This is a genomic window from Bradyrhizobium sp. NBAIM03 (assembly GCF_020194055.1).
Taxonomy (GTDB): domain Bacteria; phylum Pseudomonadota; class Alphaproteobacteria; order Rhizobiales; family Xanthobacteraceae; genus Bradyrhizobium; species Bradyrhizobium yuanmingense.
In genome coordinates this window covers 51,710-69,446 of record NZ_JADYVS010000024.1, presented here as the reverse complement: position 1 = coordinate 69,446, position 17,737 = coordinate 51,710, and the positions used below count along the sequence as shown (strand labels likewise).

At 66.3% G+C, this 17,737-nt stretch carries 8 protein-coding genes; 5 read left to right on the top strand and 3 right to left on the bottom strand.

Annotated features, from left to right (window positions below; genetic code table 11):
• Window positions 1-70: 70 nt before the first annotated feature.
• Window positions 71-6,514, bottom strand: a complete 6,444-nt coding sequence (locus tag I6F21_RS28730; RefSeq protein ID WP_225140442.1) for a non-ribosomal peptide synthetase — start codon at window positions 6,512-6,514, stop codon at window positions 71-73.
• A 136-nt stretch (window positions 6,515-6,650) separates the two neighbouring features.
• Here I6F21_RS28730 and I6F21_RS28725 point away from each other — a divergent pair, with 136 nt between their 5' ends.
• The 3 genes from I6F21_RS28725 to I6F21_RS28715 all read left to right on the top strand — a co-directional run bounded on the left by I6F21_RS28725 (window position 6,651) and on the right by I6F21_RS28715 (window position 11,955).
• Window positions 6,651-10,115 (top strand): AAA family ATPase, encoded by a 3,465-nt coding sequence (locus I6F21_RS28725; RefSeq protein ID WP_225140441.1) that lies wholly within the window; start codon window positions 6,651-6,653, stop codon window positions 10,113-10,115.
• Window position 10,116: 1 nt separating this feature from the next.
• On the top strand, window positions 10,117-10,911 hold the full coding sequence (locus I6F21_RS28720) for an rRNA adenine N-6-methyltransferase family protein (RefSeq protein ID WP_036011751.1): 795 nt from the start codon (window positions 10,117-10,119) through the stop codon (window positions 10,909-10,911).
• Window positions 10,912-11,007: 96 nt separating this feature from the next.
• A complete protein-coding gene (locus I6F21_RS28715; RefSeq protein WP_036026769.1) occupies window positions 11,008-11,955 on the top strand; it encodes a DUF6492 family protein in 948 nt (315 codons plus the stop codon).
• 104 nt (window positions 11,956-12,059) lie between these two features.
• On the opposite strand, the gene I6F21_RS28710 is transcribed toward I6F21_RS28715, so the two are convergent.
• Both I6F21_RS28710 and I6F21_RS28705 read right to left on the bottom strand, forming a co-directional pair.
• Entirely contained in the window at window positions 12,060-13,127 is a 1,068-nt protein-coding gene (locus tag I6F21_RS28710) for an endo-1,4-beta-xylanase (RefSeq protein WP_036011740.1), read from the bottom strand.
• The gene (locus I6F21_RS28705) at window positions 13,124-14,212 is read right to left on the bottom strand and encodes a glycosyltransferase family 1 protein (RefSeq protein WP_225140440.1); all 1,089 of its coding nucleotides are present in this window, start codon (window positions 14,210-14,212) and stop codon (window positions 13,124-13,126) included. Before I6F21_RS28705 ends, I6F21_RS28710 begins: the two co-directional genes overlap by 4 nt.
• Before the next feature lie 279 nt (window positions 14,213-14,491).
• On the opposite strand from I6F21_RS28705, the gene I6F21_RS28700 reads away from it, so the two are divergent.
• On the top strand, window positions 14,492-15,928 hold the full coding sequence (locus I6F21_RS28700; RefSeq protein ID WP_225140439.1) for an oligosaccharide flippase family protein: 1,437 nt from the start codon (window positions 14,492-14,494) through the stop codon (window positions 15,926-15,928).
• A 261-nt stretch (window positions 15,929-16,189) separates the two neighbouring features.
• Complete coding sequence (locus tag I6F21_RS28695; RefSeq protein WP_109145176.1) at window positions 16,190-17,731, top strand: L,D-transpeptidase; 1,542 nt, start codon at window positions 16,190-16,192, stop codon at window positions 17,729-17,731.
• The last annotated feature ends 6 nt before the right edge of the window (window positions 17,732-17,737 follow it).

Below are 17,737 nucleotides of genomic sequence, written 5' to 3'. Positions count from 1 at the left end.
TAATCAAGCTGCAACTTGATCATTCACAGCTTTGGGGCGTGAACCCGTATTCTGGCGCGATGTCGCGGCATCAAGCGGCCCTGCGCGCGAGCAATCTGCCGAGTGGTGCGTTGGGCTGGGCGATCGCCGCCGTTAGCAGGGCGACGAGGTCCTCCATCCATTCGCCGACCGCTCGGCCCTCGAGCAAATCGCGCTTGTAATTGCAGGAGCCGGTAATGCCGGTCGGGCGCTCCTTGAGCATCAGCGACAGCCAGGTCTGGTCGATCGGCAGCACCGGCTGGCCTTCGCGCGTGACGTTGCCGATCGATTCCGTCGCGAGATCCGGGAGATCGAGCGGCCGGCGCAACGGATTCTGCAGCGTGAAATAGACCTGGAGCAGCGAGGCCGGATCGATCCCCTCCTGCTCCAGTCGATCGGCCAGGACGTTGAACGGCAGCTCCTGCCGCGCATGCGCCTCGAGCACGCTCTGGCGCACCCGCAGCAGAGCCTGCGCGAAAGACAGGTCCGGCGTGATTGTCGTGCGGACGATCACCGTGTTCTCGAACGGGCCGATGATCCGGTCGGTGTCCGGCTGGGCACGATTGGCCATCGCGGTCGCGACCGCGATGTCGGTGCGGCCCGTCCGGGCCAGCAGCATGGCCTTCAGGCCGGTGAGGAAGCACATGAACAGCGTGCAATTGTGTTGGCCGGCAAACGCCGTCAACCGGGCGATCAGCTCGCGCTCGAGGCAGACCGGATGATGCCCGGTGGAGGCGCCCGGGCTCGATTCGCCGTCGAAGAGGGGACCCGCTCCGCGCAAATTCAGGATCCAGTCGGACGCCTGGCGGCGCGCCGCGTCGGTGCCGCACCACCAGCGCTGCCAACGTGCCACGTCCGAAAAGGCCGGCGGCGGCTTCGGCAGCGGCGCGGACGGATATCCGGCCAGCGCGGCATAGCGGCTCGACAATTCCTCGAACAGCACGCCGATCGACCAGCCGTCGACGACGGCGTGATGCAGCGTCAGCAGCAGCACGTGGTCGTCGTCGTGGAGCCGCAACAGCCGGGCGCGCAACAGCGGCGCGCGCGTGGTGTCGATCGGGGTATAGGCCTCCTGCTCGATCAGGAGATCGATCTTCCTGAGCTCGAGCGCCTTGCGCCGCTTGTTGTTGTGGGAATGACCGTCGCCGATCGTCTCGACCGTCATGATTCGGCCGAGCGTGCGTGGCGCGGCGATGCGGCTTTCCGGCTCATCGCCGTTCCAGGCGAACGCGGTGCGCAGCGATTCGTGCCGGCGCACCACGTCGTCGATCGCCTTTGCCAGGGCGGCCGAATCGAGCGGGCCCTGCAGGCGGAAGGCGAAGGGCAGGTTGAGCTGCGGCAGCCCCGGCAGATTGCGCTCGATGTGCAGCATCTGGCCCTGTCCGGTGGAAAACGCCGGCGGCCCGCCCGCAGCCGATCGCGGCAGGCTTGCGGCAGGCTTGTGCGGCTTCGTGGCCACGGTCTGTTCGACCCGCCGCGCCAACCCCTCGATCGTCGGCGCCTCGAAGAGGGCCTTGATCGGCAGCGACACGCCGAGCGCCCGCGCGATGCGCGCCATCACCTGGCCGGCCAGCAGCGAATGGCCGCCGAGGTCGAAGAAATTGTCGGTAACACCGATGCGTTCGACGTTCAGCAGGTCGATCCAGATGTCGGAGAGCACCTTTTCGGTGAAGTGCCGCGCCGGGACGACCGCATCCGCGCCGGACGTTTCCGGTGGGACGGACGCCAGCAGCGCCGAGCGGTCGATCTTGCCATGGGCGTTGAGCGGCACCTGATCCAGGAACAGGAAGGCGGCGGGGACGGCGTGGACGGAGAGGCGGCTCTTCAGGAAATCGCGCAGCTCGCTGGCACTGCTGCGGCTGCCGGGCTTGGCGACGACATGGGCGATCAGCCTGATGCCGCCGCTCGCCTCGCGGCGCGGTTCGACGATGGCGGCGCGCACGCTTGGATGCTCGGCCAGCGCGTTCTCGATCTCCTTGAGCTCGATACGATAGCCACGGATCTTGACCTGATGGTCGGCGCGGCCGAGGCATTCGATCGTCCCGTCGGCGCGGCGCCGGGCCAGATCGCCGGTCCGGTAGAGCCGGCTGCCGGCCTGGCGCGAGAACAGATCGGGCAGAAAGCGCTGCCGGCTCTGCGCGGGATCGTTGATATAGCCGCGGCCGATTCCGGCGCCGCCGATGCAGAGCTCGCCGGTCACGCCGATCGGTTGCGGCTGGAGCTGCGCGTCGAGCACGTAGAGCTGCGTGTTCGGCAGCGGCGCCCCGACCGGAACGTTGGCCGTCGCGATCGCCGGCGCCTTGGTAAGGCGATGCAGGGAGACGTCGTCGGAGCATTCCGACGCGCCATAGGCATTGATCAGCGGCACCCTCGGGCAGCGGGCAAACCAGGCGCGGCAGAGCTCGACGGGCAACGGCTCGCCGGTCGAGATCAGCAGCCGCAGCTTCGCGAAGGCGCGCGGGATCGGCGCCTCGTCCATACGCTCGAGAATGAGGCGCAGCAGCGAGGGCACGATCTCGAGCACCGTGATGCCCTCGCGCTCGATCTCGCGCGCCAGCAGCATCGGGTCCTGCACGATCGCGCTGCCGCAGACATGGACGCGCGCGCCGACCATGGGACCGGCGAGGAATTGCCAGACCGAGATGACGAAGCTCTGCGGCGCGGTCTGCGCGATCACGTCCTTAGGCGAGAGGCCGAGTTCGGAGATGAGCGAGGCCAGATGGTTCGACAGGCCGCGCTGCTCGATCATGACGCCCTTCGGCGCGCCGGAGGAGCCGGACGTATAGACGAGATAGGCAAGGCTCGAGGCGGCGCGGCGTGCGGCGCGGGCCGGCTTTGTCGACCCGGATGCAAGAGCGTCGTCGAGCTCGGCCACCGGGATGCGCTCGACCAGCGGTTCGAGCAGGGCCTCGACCATGGCAGACTGAGCCCGCCCGGTCAGCAGCACGCGGGCACAGCTCGATCCGAGGATGGTCGAGAGCCTTGCCGTCGGCTGGTCGGGATCGAGATTGAGGAAGGCCGCGCCGACGCGCTGCACCGCGATCATCGCGGCGAGCAGGTCGGGCCCGCGCTCCGCGAGCAGGGCAACCACGCTCTCGGCGCCGACGCCCTCACGGGCAAGCCAGCGCGCGGCCGCCCCAGTGCGACGCGCCAGCTCGCGATAGGTCAGGGACGTGCGACCGTCCGAGACCGCGACTGCGTTCGGCGTCTTCCTCGCCTGGCGCTCGAAGCGTTCGCTCAAGTTGCCGCGTGTGGTGAAATTGGCCGGCATGCCCCGGCCTTTTGCCAGCGCTTGCCGACGTTCGGCCCCGGTCAGGAGCGGCAGGCGCGAGATGCGCTGTTCCGGATTGGCGATGACGGCCTTGAGCAGCGCCTTGAACTGGGCCGCCATGGCTTCGATCGTCGCGGCCTCGAACAGATCGGTGGCGTATTCGAAGAAGCCGGTGAAGCGGCCATCGGCCTCGACCAGTTCGAGCGTGATGTCGAACCGCGCCACCCTGGGATCGACTTCCAGCCGCCGGGTCGACAGGCCAGGAAAGCGCGCCGCCTCGATCGAGGCGTTCTGGAGGATGAACATGATCCGGAACAGCGGATTGCCGTCGCTGCGGCGCGCCACCCGCAATGCGCGCAACACCTCCTCGATCGGAAGGTCCTGGTTGCGGTAGGCGTCCAGCGTGACCTGCCGTACCCGCCGCAACATCTCGCCGAAGCTCGGATCGCCGCTGAAATCGTTGCGCAGGACCAGGGTATTGGCGAACAGCCCGATCAGGCGTTCGCTCTCGATCTGGTTGCGGTTGGCGATCAGCGATCCCGTGGCGACGTCCTCATGCGAGGTGTGGCGGAACAACAGGCACTGGAAAGCGGCGAGCAGCGTCATGAACGGCGTGACGCCCTGGTTCTGGCTCAACGCGCGCAGCTCGGACGAGAGGGACTTTGAGAATTCAAGGTAGTGACGCGCGCCGTGTCCGCTCCAGATCTCAGGTCTCGGCCTGTCGGTTCTCAGCGGCAGCATGGTGACGCCGTCGAGCTGGGTCCGCCAATAATCAAGCTGCTCCCTGGCCGCGGGCGTCTGCGCCCAGCTTTGCTGCCAGAGTGCGAAGTCGCGATATTGGAAAGCGGGCGGCGGCAGTGCGGCCGAATGCTTCTTGCGTGTCGCGGCATAATGGACGGCGAGCTCCTGCCAGAACAGCCGCTGCGACCAGCCATCGGTGGCGAGGTGATGGACGTTGACCACCAGCGCATGGTTGTTCCTGTCGAACGACAGCAGTGTCGTCTTCAGGGGCGGCGCGTGGGCCAGGTCGAACTGACGTTGCGCAAGCCTGAGCGCCTCGCGCCGGATTGCCGCAGGCCGCCTGCCCGCAGGGCATGGCTTGAGCTTGATGCGCTCCAGCCGCGGCGTCGATGACAGCACGAGTTGCATCGGCTCGCCCTGGCGCTCGACGAACACCGAGCGCAGCGCCTCATGGCGCGTTGAGATCGCAGCGAGGCTCGCAGACAGCGCGGCGGCGTCGACCGGGCCCTTGAGGACGGCGATCTCGACGACGTTATAATTGTACCGCGTCGGGTCCAGTCGCGAGAGCACGTACATCCGCTGCTGCTGGAACGACAGCGGTGCGTCCGTGCCTGCAAGCCGGCGCCAGCCCGGCAGCGCCGTCTCGCGCCGGCTTGCGGCGGTCTCGATCCGGGCCGCAAGCGCTGCGACCGTCGGGCAATCGAAGATATCCTCGAACGAGAAGTCGACATTGAAGCGGTCGCGCAGGCGCGAGCGCATCTGTGTCACCGCGAGCGAATCCGCGCCGAGCGCGAAGACGTCCTGGTCGGCGCCGACCTGCGGCAGCTCCAACAGGCCGGCCCAGATCTCGGCGAGCTGGCTCTCGACCGCATTGCGCGGCAGCCGGGTCTCGTCGTCCGCGTCGACCGTTGCAATCAGCCCGGCGAGGGCGTTGCGCTTGACCTTGCCGCTGGCGCCCTTCGGCAGCGCCGCCACGCTGCGGATCAGGCTCGGTATCTTGTAGGCCGCAAGCCGCTTTCGCGCGAATTGGCGCAACTGGTCCGAGGTCGCCTCGGCGTTCGGCCGCAGCACCACGACGGCCGCGACGTTCTCGCCGAGCTTCTGGTGCGGGACCGCGAACACGCCGGCTTCCAGCACCGCCGGATGGCTGAGCAGGACGTCTTCCACCTCCAGCGGCGATATCTTCTGCCCGCCGCGGTTGATGACGTCCTTGATGCGGCCGACGATGAAGAGATAGCCGTCGTCATCGAGATAGCCGAGGTCGCCGGTCCTGAACCAGCCGTTGCGGAATGCGGCCCGCGTCGCCGGCTCGTCATTATAATAGCCGCGGCTCATGTTCGGCCCGCGCAGCACGATCTCGCCGTGCGCCCCGCTTGCGAGCGTGCGGCCGGTCTCGTCCATGATCGCGATCTCCGGGCCGGCGGCGCGACCGACCGACGCGACCTTGCGCAGCTCGAACCGATTGGCCGCAATCTGCGAGGCCGCCTCGGTCATGCCGTAAGTTTCGAGCACGGGAACGCCGAACGTTGTCTCCAGCCCGGCGAGAATCGTCGGCGCGAGCGAGGCCGAAGCCGACCGGATCACGCGCAGCGACGATGGTCGGGCGCGGTCGGGGTTTACTTCCGCCGCCGTCAGCAATGCGCGATGAATGGTCGGCACCGCCGTGTACCAGGTCGGTTGCAGCTCCCGCATCCAGCCGAAGAACGACGCTGCGTCGAAACCGTCGGTGCAGATCACGCTGGAGCCCGCGGCCAGCGCCGTGAGCAGGCCGGAGATCAAGCCATGGGCATGAAACAGCGGCAGGACGTTGAGTAGGCGATCATGCATCGTGAGCGACAGCACATGGCCGGCATTGTAAGCGGACAGGCAGACATTGCGATGGGTCAGCGGCACCATTTTCGGTCGCGCCGCCGTGCCTGACGTCAGCAGGATGAACGCATCGTCGTCGCCGCGCGAAGCGCCGCCGGCATTGGCCGGCCCGATCGCCGGAGCAATGAACGCGCAGCCGCCGAGATCGTGGGTGGGCCCCGCCACGAAATCGATCAATGCGATGTCGAGCATCCTGGCGGCGTCACGGCTCGCCGAGTTCATGTCGGCCCGGGTCACGAGCGCGGTCAGCTTCAGTTCGCTGAAATAGCGTTGCAGCTCGTCCGCCGTCAGATCGGGGTTGACGGGGACGCAGGCGCAGCCTGATGCGACTGCTAGCAGCGCCAGGGCAGTATCGGCGCCGCGCGGCAGCGCCACCGCGATGCGGTCTGCGGGACGGATGCCGAGTTCACGCAAGGCACGCACCAGTTGCCGGATCGACTCGGCCAGCGCGCCATAGCTGAGCGCCGGCCGGCCGGAAGCGAGGAGTGCGGGCGCCGCCGGCGTCCTGCGGGCGTAGAATTCGAGAAGGCCGCTGATATGCGCGAACACCTTCGTTTCGGCCGTGGTGCCGGCTGATGCTTCGTCCGCTCCGGATGCAATGTCCGACAACGCCATTCCCTTTTGGACCGATTAAGTTATTCTTCCAAGAAGTTGGGGAATGCGTCCAGTCCGAGGTGAAGTTTGGACCCCAAAATCTGTGGTTGAGGGGCCCTCGAGCCCTTCGACGGAGTAAGGGTCGGGCAGAATCACGATGCTGGAGAACGAGCCGAGCACGAGTTTGGAAGGTGGGCTGAATCACTGGCTCGAAAGCATCGGCCTCGGGCACTACACCGATCTTTTCGCGCAGCACCGCCTCGATCTCGACGTCATCGCGGATCTCACCGAAGCCGATCTGGTCGAGCTCGGATTGCCGCTCGGCGATCGCAAGCGGCTGCAGCGGGCGATGGCGGCGCTGTTTCAAGCGGAAACCACGGAGGCGCCGGCGGAGGCGCCGCGTCCGCAAATCCGGGCGGAGGTCGGAGCCGAACGGCGCCAGCTCACCACGATGTTCTGCGACATGGTGGATTCCACCTCGCTGTCCGCGCAGTTCGATCCGGAGGACGTCCGCGACATGATCGCGGATTTTCGCGAGACCTGCGTCCGGGTGGTCAAGCAATACGAGGGCTTTGCCGCCCGTTTCGTCGGCGACGGTATCCTGGTCTATTTCGGCTATCCGACCGCACATGAGGACGATGCCGAGCGCGCGGTGCGCGCCGGGCTCGAGATCGTGCGGGTGCTGTCGACGGCACGCGCGGTCGAGCCGCGTGGTGCGCTCAGCCATTCACCCGCCGTCCGCATCGGGATCGCGACCGGCCTCGTTGTGGTCGGCGACCTCGTCGGGCAGGGCACCGAAGAACGCGACTCCGCGGTCGGGGAAACCGTCAATCTCGCGGCGCGCCTGCAAGGCCTGGCGCCGCCCAACGGCGTGGTGATCTCGGCCTCGACGCAGGCGCTGCTGAAGGGGAAGTTCGACTACCGCAATCTCGGAGTCCACGACTTGAAGGGGATCTCCGAGAAGGCCCAGGCCTGGCACGTGGTGCGCGCCTCGCGGTTGGAGACCCGTTTCGCTGCGGCGATGGGTACGCGCCTGACGCCGCTCGTCAACCGCGAGGAGGAGATCGCGCTGTTGATGGGGCGCTGGCAGCAGGCCAAGGACGGCGACGGCCAGGTCGTGGTCAAGTTCGGCGAGCCCGGAATCGGCAAGTCGCGCATCATCCAGGAGATCTTCGAGCGGATATCGGGCGACCGCCATGGACAGGTCTCGCTGCAGTGCTCGCCCTATTACACCTCCACCGCGTTCCATCCGTTCGTCGAGCAGCTCAAATTCTCCCTCGGTCTCGATCGCGAGGATTCGTCCGCGCTGTCGCTGGCGAGCCTGGAGAACGCGATCGCCGCCGCCGATGGCGACATTGAGCAGGTCACCCCGCTGTTTGCCGCGCTGCTGTCGATACCGACCGGGGACCGCTATCCGCCGCTCGAGCTGTCGCCGCAGCAGCAGAAGGATGCGACGGTCGTGGCGCTGGTCAACCATTTCCTCGGCCTTGCGCGCGAGATGCCGCTGGTGATCGCGTTCGAGGATTTGCATTGGATCGACCCGACCTCCCGCGAGGTGGTCGACCTCCTGGTCGATCGGGTGCAGAACCAGCCGATCCTGGCGATCATCACCGCGCGCTCGGAATTCCAGGCGAGCTGGAACGCGCATTCGCACATCACCACCCTGGTCCTGAACCGCTTGAGCCGGCAGTTGCGCACGACGCTGGTGGAGCGCGTCGCGGGACGCGAGCTGCCCAAGGAGGTTGTCGAGGAGATCATCGTCAAGACCGACGGCGTGCCGCTGTTCCTGGAAGAGCTGACCAAGACGGTTCTGGAATCCAATCTGCTGACCGAGCGGCACGGGCGCTACGTGCTGTCGGGGCCGTGGCGGCAGCTCGCAATCCCGGCCACCCTGACCGACTCGCTGATGGCGCGGCTCGATCGGATGGGACCCTTCAAGCGCATCGCGCAGATCGGCGCCACGATCGGCCGCGAGTTCTCCTACGAGACGCTGCATGCCGTCGCCAATACGCCGGCCGAGCAGATCGAGGCGGCGCTCAGTCATCTGCAGGAGGCCGGGCTGATCATGCGCCGCGGCCATCCGCCGGATGCGCTGTACTCCTTCAAGCACGTGATGATCCAGAACGCCGCGCATGCGAGCCTGTTGCACAGCGAGCGGCGCAAGCTGCATGCGCGGATCGCCCAGGTGCTCGCCGAGATGTATCCGGAGAGGACCGAGCGCGAACCGGAGCTGCTCGCCCATCATTTGACCGAATCCGGCCAGAGCGAGGGCGCCGCCAGCTTCTGGCTCAAGGCCGGCAAGCAGGCGGCCAAGACCGGGGCCAATCTGGAGGCGATCGGCCACCTGCGCCGCGGCCTTAACGTCGTGCAGGCCAATGCGCGCATGCAGGGCGCCGACGAGATGGAGCTCAAGCTGCGCATCGCGCTCGGCAACGCGCTGATCGCCGCCAAGGGCTACGCGGTGCAGGAGGTCGAGGAGAACTACATCCGCGCGCTGGAGCTCGGCCGTCAGCTCGATGACGACGAAAAGGTCTTCGCTGCGACGCGCGGGCTCTGGGTGTGCCATTTCATCCGCGCCGATCTCACCCGCGCGCACGATCTCAGCGTCGAGCTGTTGAAGTTTGCCAAGCGCGAGCGGCTGAACGAGCGGACGCAGCCGGCGCAGCAGACCGGCTATCTGATCGAGGCGCACCGCGCGATCGCGATGACCATGCTCTATCGCGGCCGCTTCGCAGCCTCGCAGCACCATTTGCACCGCTGCATCAACCTGTTCAGCCCCGATCTGCACTCCGACCTGATGGAACGGCACGGCATCGATCCCGGTGTCGTTTCGCTGTCCTATCTCGGTTACCTCCTGTGGTTCCTCGGTCGGCCCGACGCGGCGCGCCAGCACAGCGAGCAGGCGATCGCGAACGCCGAGAAGATCCGCCACCCTTTCACGCTCGCCTTCGCGCTGGTGTTCGGCGCCTATCTCCGCCAGCATTTGCGCGACGTCGAAGGCACGCGCGACTACGCCAATCGCGCCATGATCATTGCCACCGAGCACAATTTCCTGCACTGGAAGCAGCAGGCGGCGATCCTGCGCGGCTGGGCGCTGGCTCAGCTCGGCGAAGCCGACGAAGGCCTCGGCCAGATGCGCTTCGGCCTCGACGAGTACGAGGCGATGGATTCCTGGCTCGCCGGCTGCTGGTTCCGCTGTCTGCTCGCGGAAACGTACGCCAAGGTCGGGATGCGCGACGCCGCCTTGCGCGCGCTGGATGGTGCGCTTGCGACCGCAAGGCGGACCGGCGATCACTTCTATCTCGCCGAGGTCTATCGCATGCAAGGCGAGATCACGCTGGCGGGTGGCGACCCGGCGTCGGTACAGGAGGCGGACGACCTGTTCGGCCTTTCGCTGGAGACCGCACGCAAGCAGGGAGCGCTGTCCTGGGAGCTTCGCACCGCCGTCTGCCTCGCGCGCCTGTCGCATCAAGCCGGCAAGCGCGAGCACGCAAGACTCCTGCTCATGCCGATCGTCGGCAAATTCAGCGAGGGCTTTTACACGCCGGACCTGAAGCAGGCGTTGCAGCTCGTCGACGAGCTCGGCATGGACGCGCCGGTGCGCGAGCAGGCCGGTCTGTGACATGAGCGATCTTGCCGCCGCGCGGGCGCGCTACGTGGAGTTGATCGCCAGGCGCGAGCGGATTGCCTCGAAGCGTCTGCTCGCCGCGCTCGCCGCCGTTCCGCGCGAGAAATTTCTGCCAAGGGGGCCTTGGCGCATCAAAGGCGAGGCAGCGCGCAGCTACCGCCCGACGCCCGACGCCGATCCCGTTCATCTCTACGACAACGTGCTGGTCGCCATCGATGCACGCCGCAAGCTCGACACCGGCCTGCCGAGCCTGTGGGCGCATTTGATCGACACTCTCGACGTCAAGCGGGCGGACCGTGTGGTGCAGATCGGCTGCGGCCTCGGCTATTTCTCCGCGGTGCTGTCGATCATGGTCGGCGAAAAGGGCCGCGTCCATGCGATCGAATGCGACGATCGGCTCGCGACCCGAGCGGCGAACTACTTGCGCGGCTATGGCAACGTCACGGTCGTCCACGGCGATGGGTGCAAGGACGTGGGCGAGCCCGCCGACGTGATCATCGTGCATGCCGGCTTCCCGCATCCGCACCCGCTCTGGCTGCGGTCGCTCCGTCCGCGCGGCCGTCTTCTGGTGCCGCTGACGCAGCGCGACCGCGAAGGCGCCGCCCTCAAGATCACGCGGAGGGCCAGGGGTTTCGAGGCAGAGGCGATCCAGCAGATCCGGATCTTTCCCGGCCGGGGCCGCGGCGTGACCGCCCTCGACGACCGCGTCGCCGACTGGTGGCAGCGCGCCTCAGCCCTGGCGCCGCTCCGCTTTCGCGGGCTGGAGCAGGGGCTGCCGTCGGATGGCTAACACTTCGTTTCGCTTTACCTTGATTTCGATCGTGAGTTTCCGGCATCTCGCATTGCCGCTATCAGTGCGGGTCTGATGGCCATTTGAGCGTGCTCCATGCATTCCGTTGCCCTGCTGACTGCCAGCTACGCCAAGGATATCGAACGCTTTTCGCTGCTTAGCGAGAGCATCGACACCTGGCTGTCGGGATACACGCGCCATTATGTGCTCGTTAACGATGAGGACGTGCCGCTGTTCGCGCGCTTCGCGTCCGACAAGCGGGTCATCGTTCCGGCCTCGCGCTATCTGCCGAAGTGGCTGTTCGCGCTGCCGCCGGCGCTCCAGTTCGGCAGCCGGCGCGTCTGGCTGTCGCTGCTGTCCTCGCCGGTGCACGGCTGGCACATCCAGCAGATCCTGAAGATCGCCGGCGTCCTCAACGCGCCCGAGCAGCGCGTCTGCATCCTAGATTCGGACAATCTGTTCTTCCGCGAGTTCGACGTCAGCCGATATGCCGGCGCTGAGACGACGCCGCTGTTCGTCACGCGCAAAGCGATCGCCGCCGACCACCCGTTGCACGGCCTGTGGCTGCGCACCGTCGACCAGCTTCTCGGCATCAAGGAGCGCGCGTTCCCGGCGGACGATTATGTCGGCAACGCGCTGGTCTGGGACAGGGACACGGCGCGTGCGATGACGGACGCGATCAAGTCGGCGACCGGCCTGAGCTGGGCGCTGGCGCTGTGCCGGAAGAAGAAGTTTTCGGAGTATCTGCTTTACGGAAACTTCGTCGCCAATGCGCCGGAACACCTGGCGCGACATCGGCTCACCGAAGACAGCATCGCGGTCTCGCACTGGGACGACACGCCGCTCGACCGCCCGGCCATCGAAGCGATGATGCGCACGGCCTCGCCCGAGCAGGTCGCGCTTTGCATTCAGTCCTATTCGTCGACGTCGATCGCCGACATCCGCGACGTGTTCCGCCTCTCCTCGCGCGAGCGGCGCGCGCCGAGCCTGGCGCCCGATCATATCGGCGATGTGGCCGCGTTCGAAACGCCGAAGACACGCTGATTTCTAAAGCATGATCCGGAAAAGTGCATAGCGGTTTTCCGAAAAGATCATGCTCGAACAATAATCTAAAGCGCGATGACGATTCATCCTAATCGCATCGCGCTTTAGCCGTCCTTCGTGAACTTGCTGATGACGTCCATGAACGGCTTCGGCTTGAACTCGCCGTCGAGCGGCAGGGGGCGGTTCGGCTGCTTGTCCTTGCGGGCAAAGGTGCCGTTGATCCAGCTGTAACGGTCCGAGATGCCCCAGGTCAGGATCGACCGCACCGGGCCGCTCGCGGCAACGGCCGTCAGCAGGTCGTCGACGCGCTTGGCGACGACGGCGTCGCGCTCCGCAGGACTTCCCGCCAGCTTCTGGTCGTCGACGTCGAGCTCGGTGATGAGAACCTCGAGCCCCCAGGAACGCAGCTCGGTGACGAATTCGGCGAGCCCGTGCGTGTCGATCTCAAGCTCGGCGTGAAGATGCGCCTGCAGCCCGACGGCGTGGAGCGGAACGCCCTGATCGAGCAGGTCCATGATGAGGGTGCGATAGGCGGCCCGCTTGGCGATGAAGGAATCTTTCGCCGATTCGATGTCATATTCGTTGATCGCGAGCTTGACGAAGGGGTCGGCCGCGGCCGCCGTGCGGAACGCCAGCGGAATCCAGCGATCGCCGAGATGTTGCGTCCAGAAGGTGTCGCGCCGGTCCTTCGGGCTGCGCGGATTGTCCGGGATCGGCTCGTTGACGACGTCCCACGACGTCAGCTTGTCCTTGTAGTAGGAAACGACGGTGCCGATGTGGTCGAGATAGGCGCGTTCGACGCCCTTGCTGCCCTTGATCTGCTTGGTCCAGTCCGGAATGTCGTGATACCAGGCGAGTGCGTGGCCGCGCATGGTCAGATCGTTGTCGCGCGCGAAATCCAGGATCGCGTCGGCGCGCTCGAAGGTGAACGTATGGGCGTCCGGCCGCAGCATCGGCCATTTCAGCTCGAGCACCGGCACCACCTGCGTGCAATAGGTGCTGATGGCCTCGCCGAGCCGCGGATCGGCTTGCAGGTCCCAGAGCGTGGCGGCTGCGCCGTAGCCCGGGCGGCGTTGGACGCGTTTCGAGGCCGGCACCGCGGACGCCGATGCGCCCGCCGCGAGCGTTGCGACACTGCCGAGCAGGAATTCGCGTCGGTCGAGCCCGGTCACGCGTGCCGCTGCATCGCGGCTTCCGCGATTTCGTAATAGTGAAGCGCGCCCTTCTCGAGCGTCAGGTGGTCCAGCACATAATCGCGCGGCGCGAAGCCTCCCGCCTCGACCTCTGACCAGAAACGGCCCCAGCCCGCCGCGAAGCTGCCAGCATCAGTGAAGGTCATGCCGCAGCGTGCGTCGAAATAGGGCACCGAGGACACGTTACCCTCGTATCGCACCTTGTCCGGGAAATATTTCGGATCCTGCCAGGGCCCGCCGCGATCCCAGGCGAAGACGGGCACGCCGCTCGAGAGTGCTTGCTGGCAGGCGATGCCCTGGCTCTCGTGCTCGCAGAGGAAGATCATGCTGCGGCAGCGCGCCAGCGCGGTCTTGTAATCCTCTTCCTTGTAGTGCCCGTAGCGGATCGTTTCGACCGTGCGTCCGCCGGCTTCGAGAAACTTTCGGATCGGCTCGATCAGCTCCGGTTGATACCGGTCGTAATCCCAGCGGACCTTGTCGTAGAGCAGCACGTCGATCTTCTTCTGCGCGGCCGGCGCCGGGACCCACAGATCCGTCTCGATGCCGACGGGCCAGGCACCGACATGGGGCCAGTGCGGACGGAACATGTCGGCATACCAGGCGCACGGCAACAGCACCTGCCTCACGTCGAGATCCTCTAGAGTTTCTGGTGCGTCGATTGGATGGTCATACATGGCGACGCCAAGCAGCAGTGGATTCTTCCACTTGAACCAGTCGAGCACGAACGGCCGGCCGATGATGCAGGCCAGTTCCTCCGGATGCTTCCGAATGTAGCGATAATCGTTGACGCGGTAGCGAATGCCAAGCCGATCGAGACCTGCGCACAGATTGAGCAGAACGCGCCGCTGTCCGCTGATGAAGGACTTGCCCAGCAGCAACCGGCGCAGCAGCGGCCGAAGGTGACGGTCGCCGGGAAACCAGCGGTCGTCTCGTTCCTCGAAGAAGAGGTTGAGGACCATCCTGTCGCGGCCCTTCGCGCCGGGATACGCCGGAGCCGCGGGAGCAGTGGCGGTTCGACGCGGGAGGGAGGTCGATCTCGCCCGTGTTCGTTCGACAACGTCCATATCAGTTACATCAGTGCGTCGGAGGAGTCGGGCGACGTTTCGCTATCATTGCTTCTTTTCTGTGATCGCGCCCGCTCCTTCAAGGACAGGGCAAATTTAACGCTAACGCGCGATAACCGCGTGCTCGCTCCATTAGCGATCCGATTTGCAGGGTTATCCGGCTATCCTTGACTTGTCCTTGACCTATCCTTGGCAATGCCAGCGGCGAGCCCCGATTGTCGCACCCAATCGTCTTAACGATCCGTTAATCCTGATGGCCGCCCACGGTCCCGTGCTCGCATGCTGAACCGCCATTTCTCGATCTATCTCGTCGCCTACATCCTGCCTGCGGCGGTGGGCTTCTTCGCCGTCACGGCCTATACGCGGCTCCTCAGCCCGGCGGAGTACGGCGTCTATGTCGTCGGCATCAGCCTTGCCGGGATTCTGGGCGCGATCTTCTTCGCCTGGATCAAGCTGTCGGTGTCGCGCTATCAGGCGATGTCGGCGGAGGTCGATTTTCGTGGCACGGCAATCGTCGCCTTCGCGCTCACGGCCGCGGTGCTCTGCGCCACCACTCCGCTGGTCGTCCTGTTCCGCAGCGATGTCAGCGTCGAGCTGCTGCTCGCCAGCATGTTCGTCGCGATCATGGCCAATGCAGTCGATGTCGGCCAGGAGTTCGAGCGCGCTAAATTGCGCCCCTACCGGTTCGCGGCGATCTCGATCGTGCGCAGCTTCTCCAGCGTCGGCTTCGGTCTTCTCGGAATCTGGCTCGGCTGGGGTGGATTGGGGCTGCTCGCCGCATTCGGCCTGGGGTCGCTCGCCGGCATCATCCTGAACCTCGTCGGCGACCGCACCGGGATCGCGCGATTCCAGCGCAGCCAGTTCATGCAGCTGGCGCGCTACGGCCTGCCGCTGACGCTGGCGGGATTGTCCGTGGCGGTCTATTCGGCCTGCGACCGCCTCATTGTCGCTTATCTGCTCGGCAAGGATGCTGCCGGCATCTTCGGCGTTGCCGCCGATCTGCCGCGCCAGTTCATGGTGATGATCGCATCCAGCGTCGCCGCGGCGACCGTGCCGCTGGTGTTCCGGTCATTGTCCGAGAACAACGGCGAGACGACGCGGGAGCGGCTGACCGAAAGCCTCGAGCTGCTGCTCGTCGTGGTGGCGCCCGTTGCGGTCTGGCTTGCGCTTGCGGCGGACCAGGTGGCCGGAACGCTCGTCGGGATCGACTTCCGCGCCGGCGTCTCGGCCCTGTTGCCGACACTGGTGCTTGCGCGCTTCTTCGGCATCGCCAATCAGTTCTACGTGCAGATCAGCTTCCAGCTCGCCGAGCGGCCGTTCATGCTGGCGACGCAATCTTTCCTCACGCTGGTGATCAGCGTGATCCTGATGTTCGCGCTGATCGGCGGCTACGGCCTTTACGGCGCGGCGCTGGCGACCTTGGCGACCGAGGCGATCGGCTTCCTGGTCGCACTCGTCCTGATGCATCGGGCCCATCCGGTTCCGTTCGAGCTCAATCGCCTCGCCGGCGTCGCTGCCTCCGCGGCCGCGATGGCCGCCGCGATCCTGATTGCGCGGTCGCAAGTGGGCGGCACCGGCCTCGTGCCGCTCGTCATCGTCAGCCTCGCCGGCGGCCTTGCCTATGCCGCCGCGGCCTGGCTGCTGAATGTTGCGAACGTGCGAACGTTGTCGCTGCGTTTCCTGCGAACGTTGAACCGCAAGGCTCTCGGCGTCTAGCGAGGGACTATCCGCGCGTTCGTACGGTTGCACCAAAAGGTGATCCGGACATTCTGCCGCAGCGATCGAGGCAGCTCCGGACCGCCCCCGGCTGAAGGCCGCCTTCCGCCTTCGCCAACCCTCGTATATGAGAGATTTGTCGCCCGAACGTACCGAATCCCGCCACAGAGGGAACGTAAGGCGGCTGCGATTTCTTAATCCAATGATTCCAATCTGACACGTGAGCGACACCAGCCGACTGGCAGCTCGACCGAGGATGGCATGAAAAACCGATCGACGACGGCGCAATCCATCAGGGCGGTGGGGCGCCGGGGGCCTGCCGGAATCATGGCGCTCGTGGCGGCGGCGACCCTTGCGGCGGCCACCCCGGCGATTGCGGCCAAGCAGCAGCGCCAGGTGGCCGAGGCAGTCGCGCCGCGGGTGGCCGGCGATCCGGTCATGGCGATCGTGTCGATCAAGAGCCAGCAGGTCACTTTCTACGATGCCGACGGCTGGATCGTGCGCGCGCCGGTATCGACCGGCACCACCGGACGCGAGACGCCGGCTGGCGTCTTTGCCATTCTCGAGAAGAACCGGGAGCATCGCTCGAGCCTTTATGACGATGCCTGGATGCCGCACATGCAGCGCATTACCTGGAACGGCATCGCCCTGCATGGCGGACCGCTGCCCGGCTATGCCGCCTCGCACGGCTGCGTGCGAATGCCGTTCGGCTTCGCCGAGAATGTGTTCGACAAGACCTATATCGGGATGCGCGTGATCGTCTCGCCGCATGACACGGTCCCGACGGAATTCTCTCATCCCTCGCTGTTCGTGCCAAAGCCGGAGGCCATCGCGGCCGTGCCCGGCCGGGCCGACAAGCTCTCCGCCGAGGCGGAGGAGGCCACAAGGGCGGCCGACGAGGCCAAGAAGGCTGCGTCCGCCGCCGCGAAGGAAGCCGCCTCGCTCCCGGCCGCGTTGCGCAAGCTGGAGCAGCAGAAGACCCGCGCCGATGCCGAGCTCGCCTTCGCCGACAAAATGCTCGCAAATGCCAAGACGGATCAGGCCCGAGCCAAGGCCGAGGAGCTGAAGCAGAAGGCAGCAACCAAGGCTGCCGACGCGGCGACGCAGCTCGAGGCCGCCAGGGCCGCCGCGCAGCCGAAGCGCGATGCGGTGGCTGCGACCAAGGAAGCCGCGAAGACCGCTGCGGCGAGAAAGACCGAGGCCGTGAAGGCGGCGACCGACGCGAAGCTCGCGGGCGAGCCGGTCTCGGTCTACATCAGCCGGGCGACGCAGAAGCTCTATGTGCGTCGGAACACGCACAAGCCGGCGCCCGACGGCGGCGGCGAGGTGTTCGACACCAGCATCGAGGTCCCCGTCACGATCCGCAATCCCGAGCAGCCGATCGGCACGCATATCTTCACGGCGATGGCGAAGACTGGGACGGGCCTGCGCTGGAGCGTTGTCACGATCGAGAACGGCGATGAGGCGCGCAACGCACTCGACCGCATCACCATCCCGCAGGACGTATGGGACCGCATCGGACCGACCGCGTTGCCGCGTTCCTCGATCGTCATCTCGGACGAGCCGCTGAGCAGCGAGACCAATTACCGCACCGAGTTCGTCGCGGTGCTGAGCAACGAGCCGCAAGGCGGCTTCATCACGCGCAAGCCGACCGCGCCTGCCATGATCGCCAGCGATGACGGCTGGGACAACGGCTTCGGCTTCTTCTACCGCGATCCCTACGTCCAGCCGGCCAACCCGCGCCGGCGCAGCCAGTACCAATATTACCAGCCGGCGCAGCCGATGCAGCGGGGGTTCTGGTAAGGACGC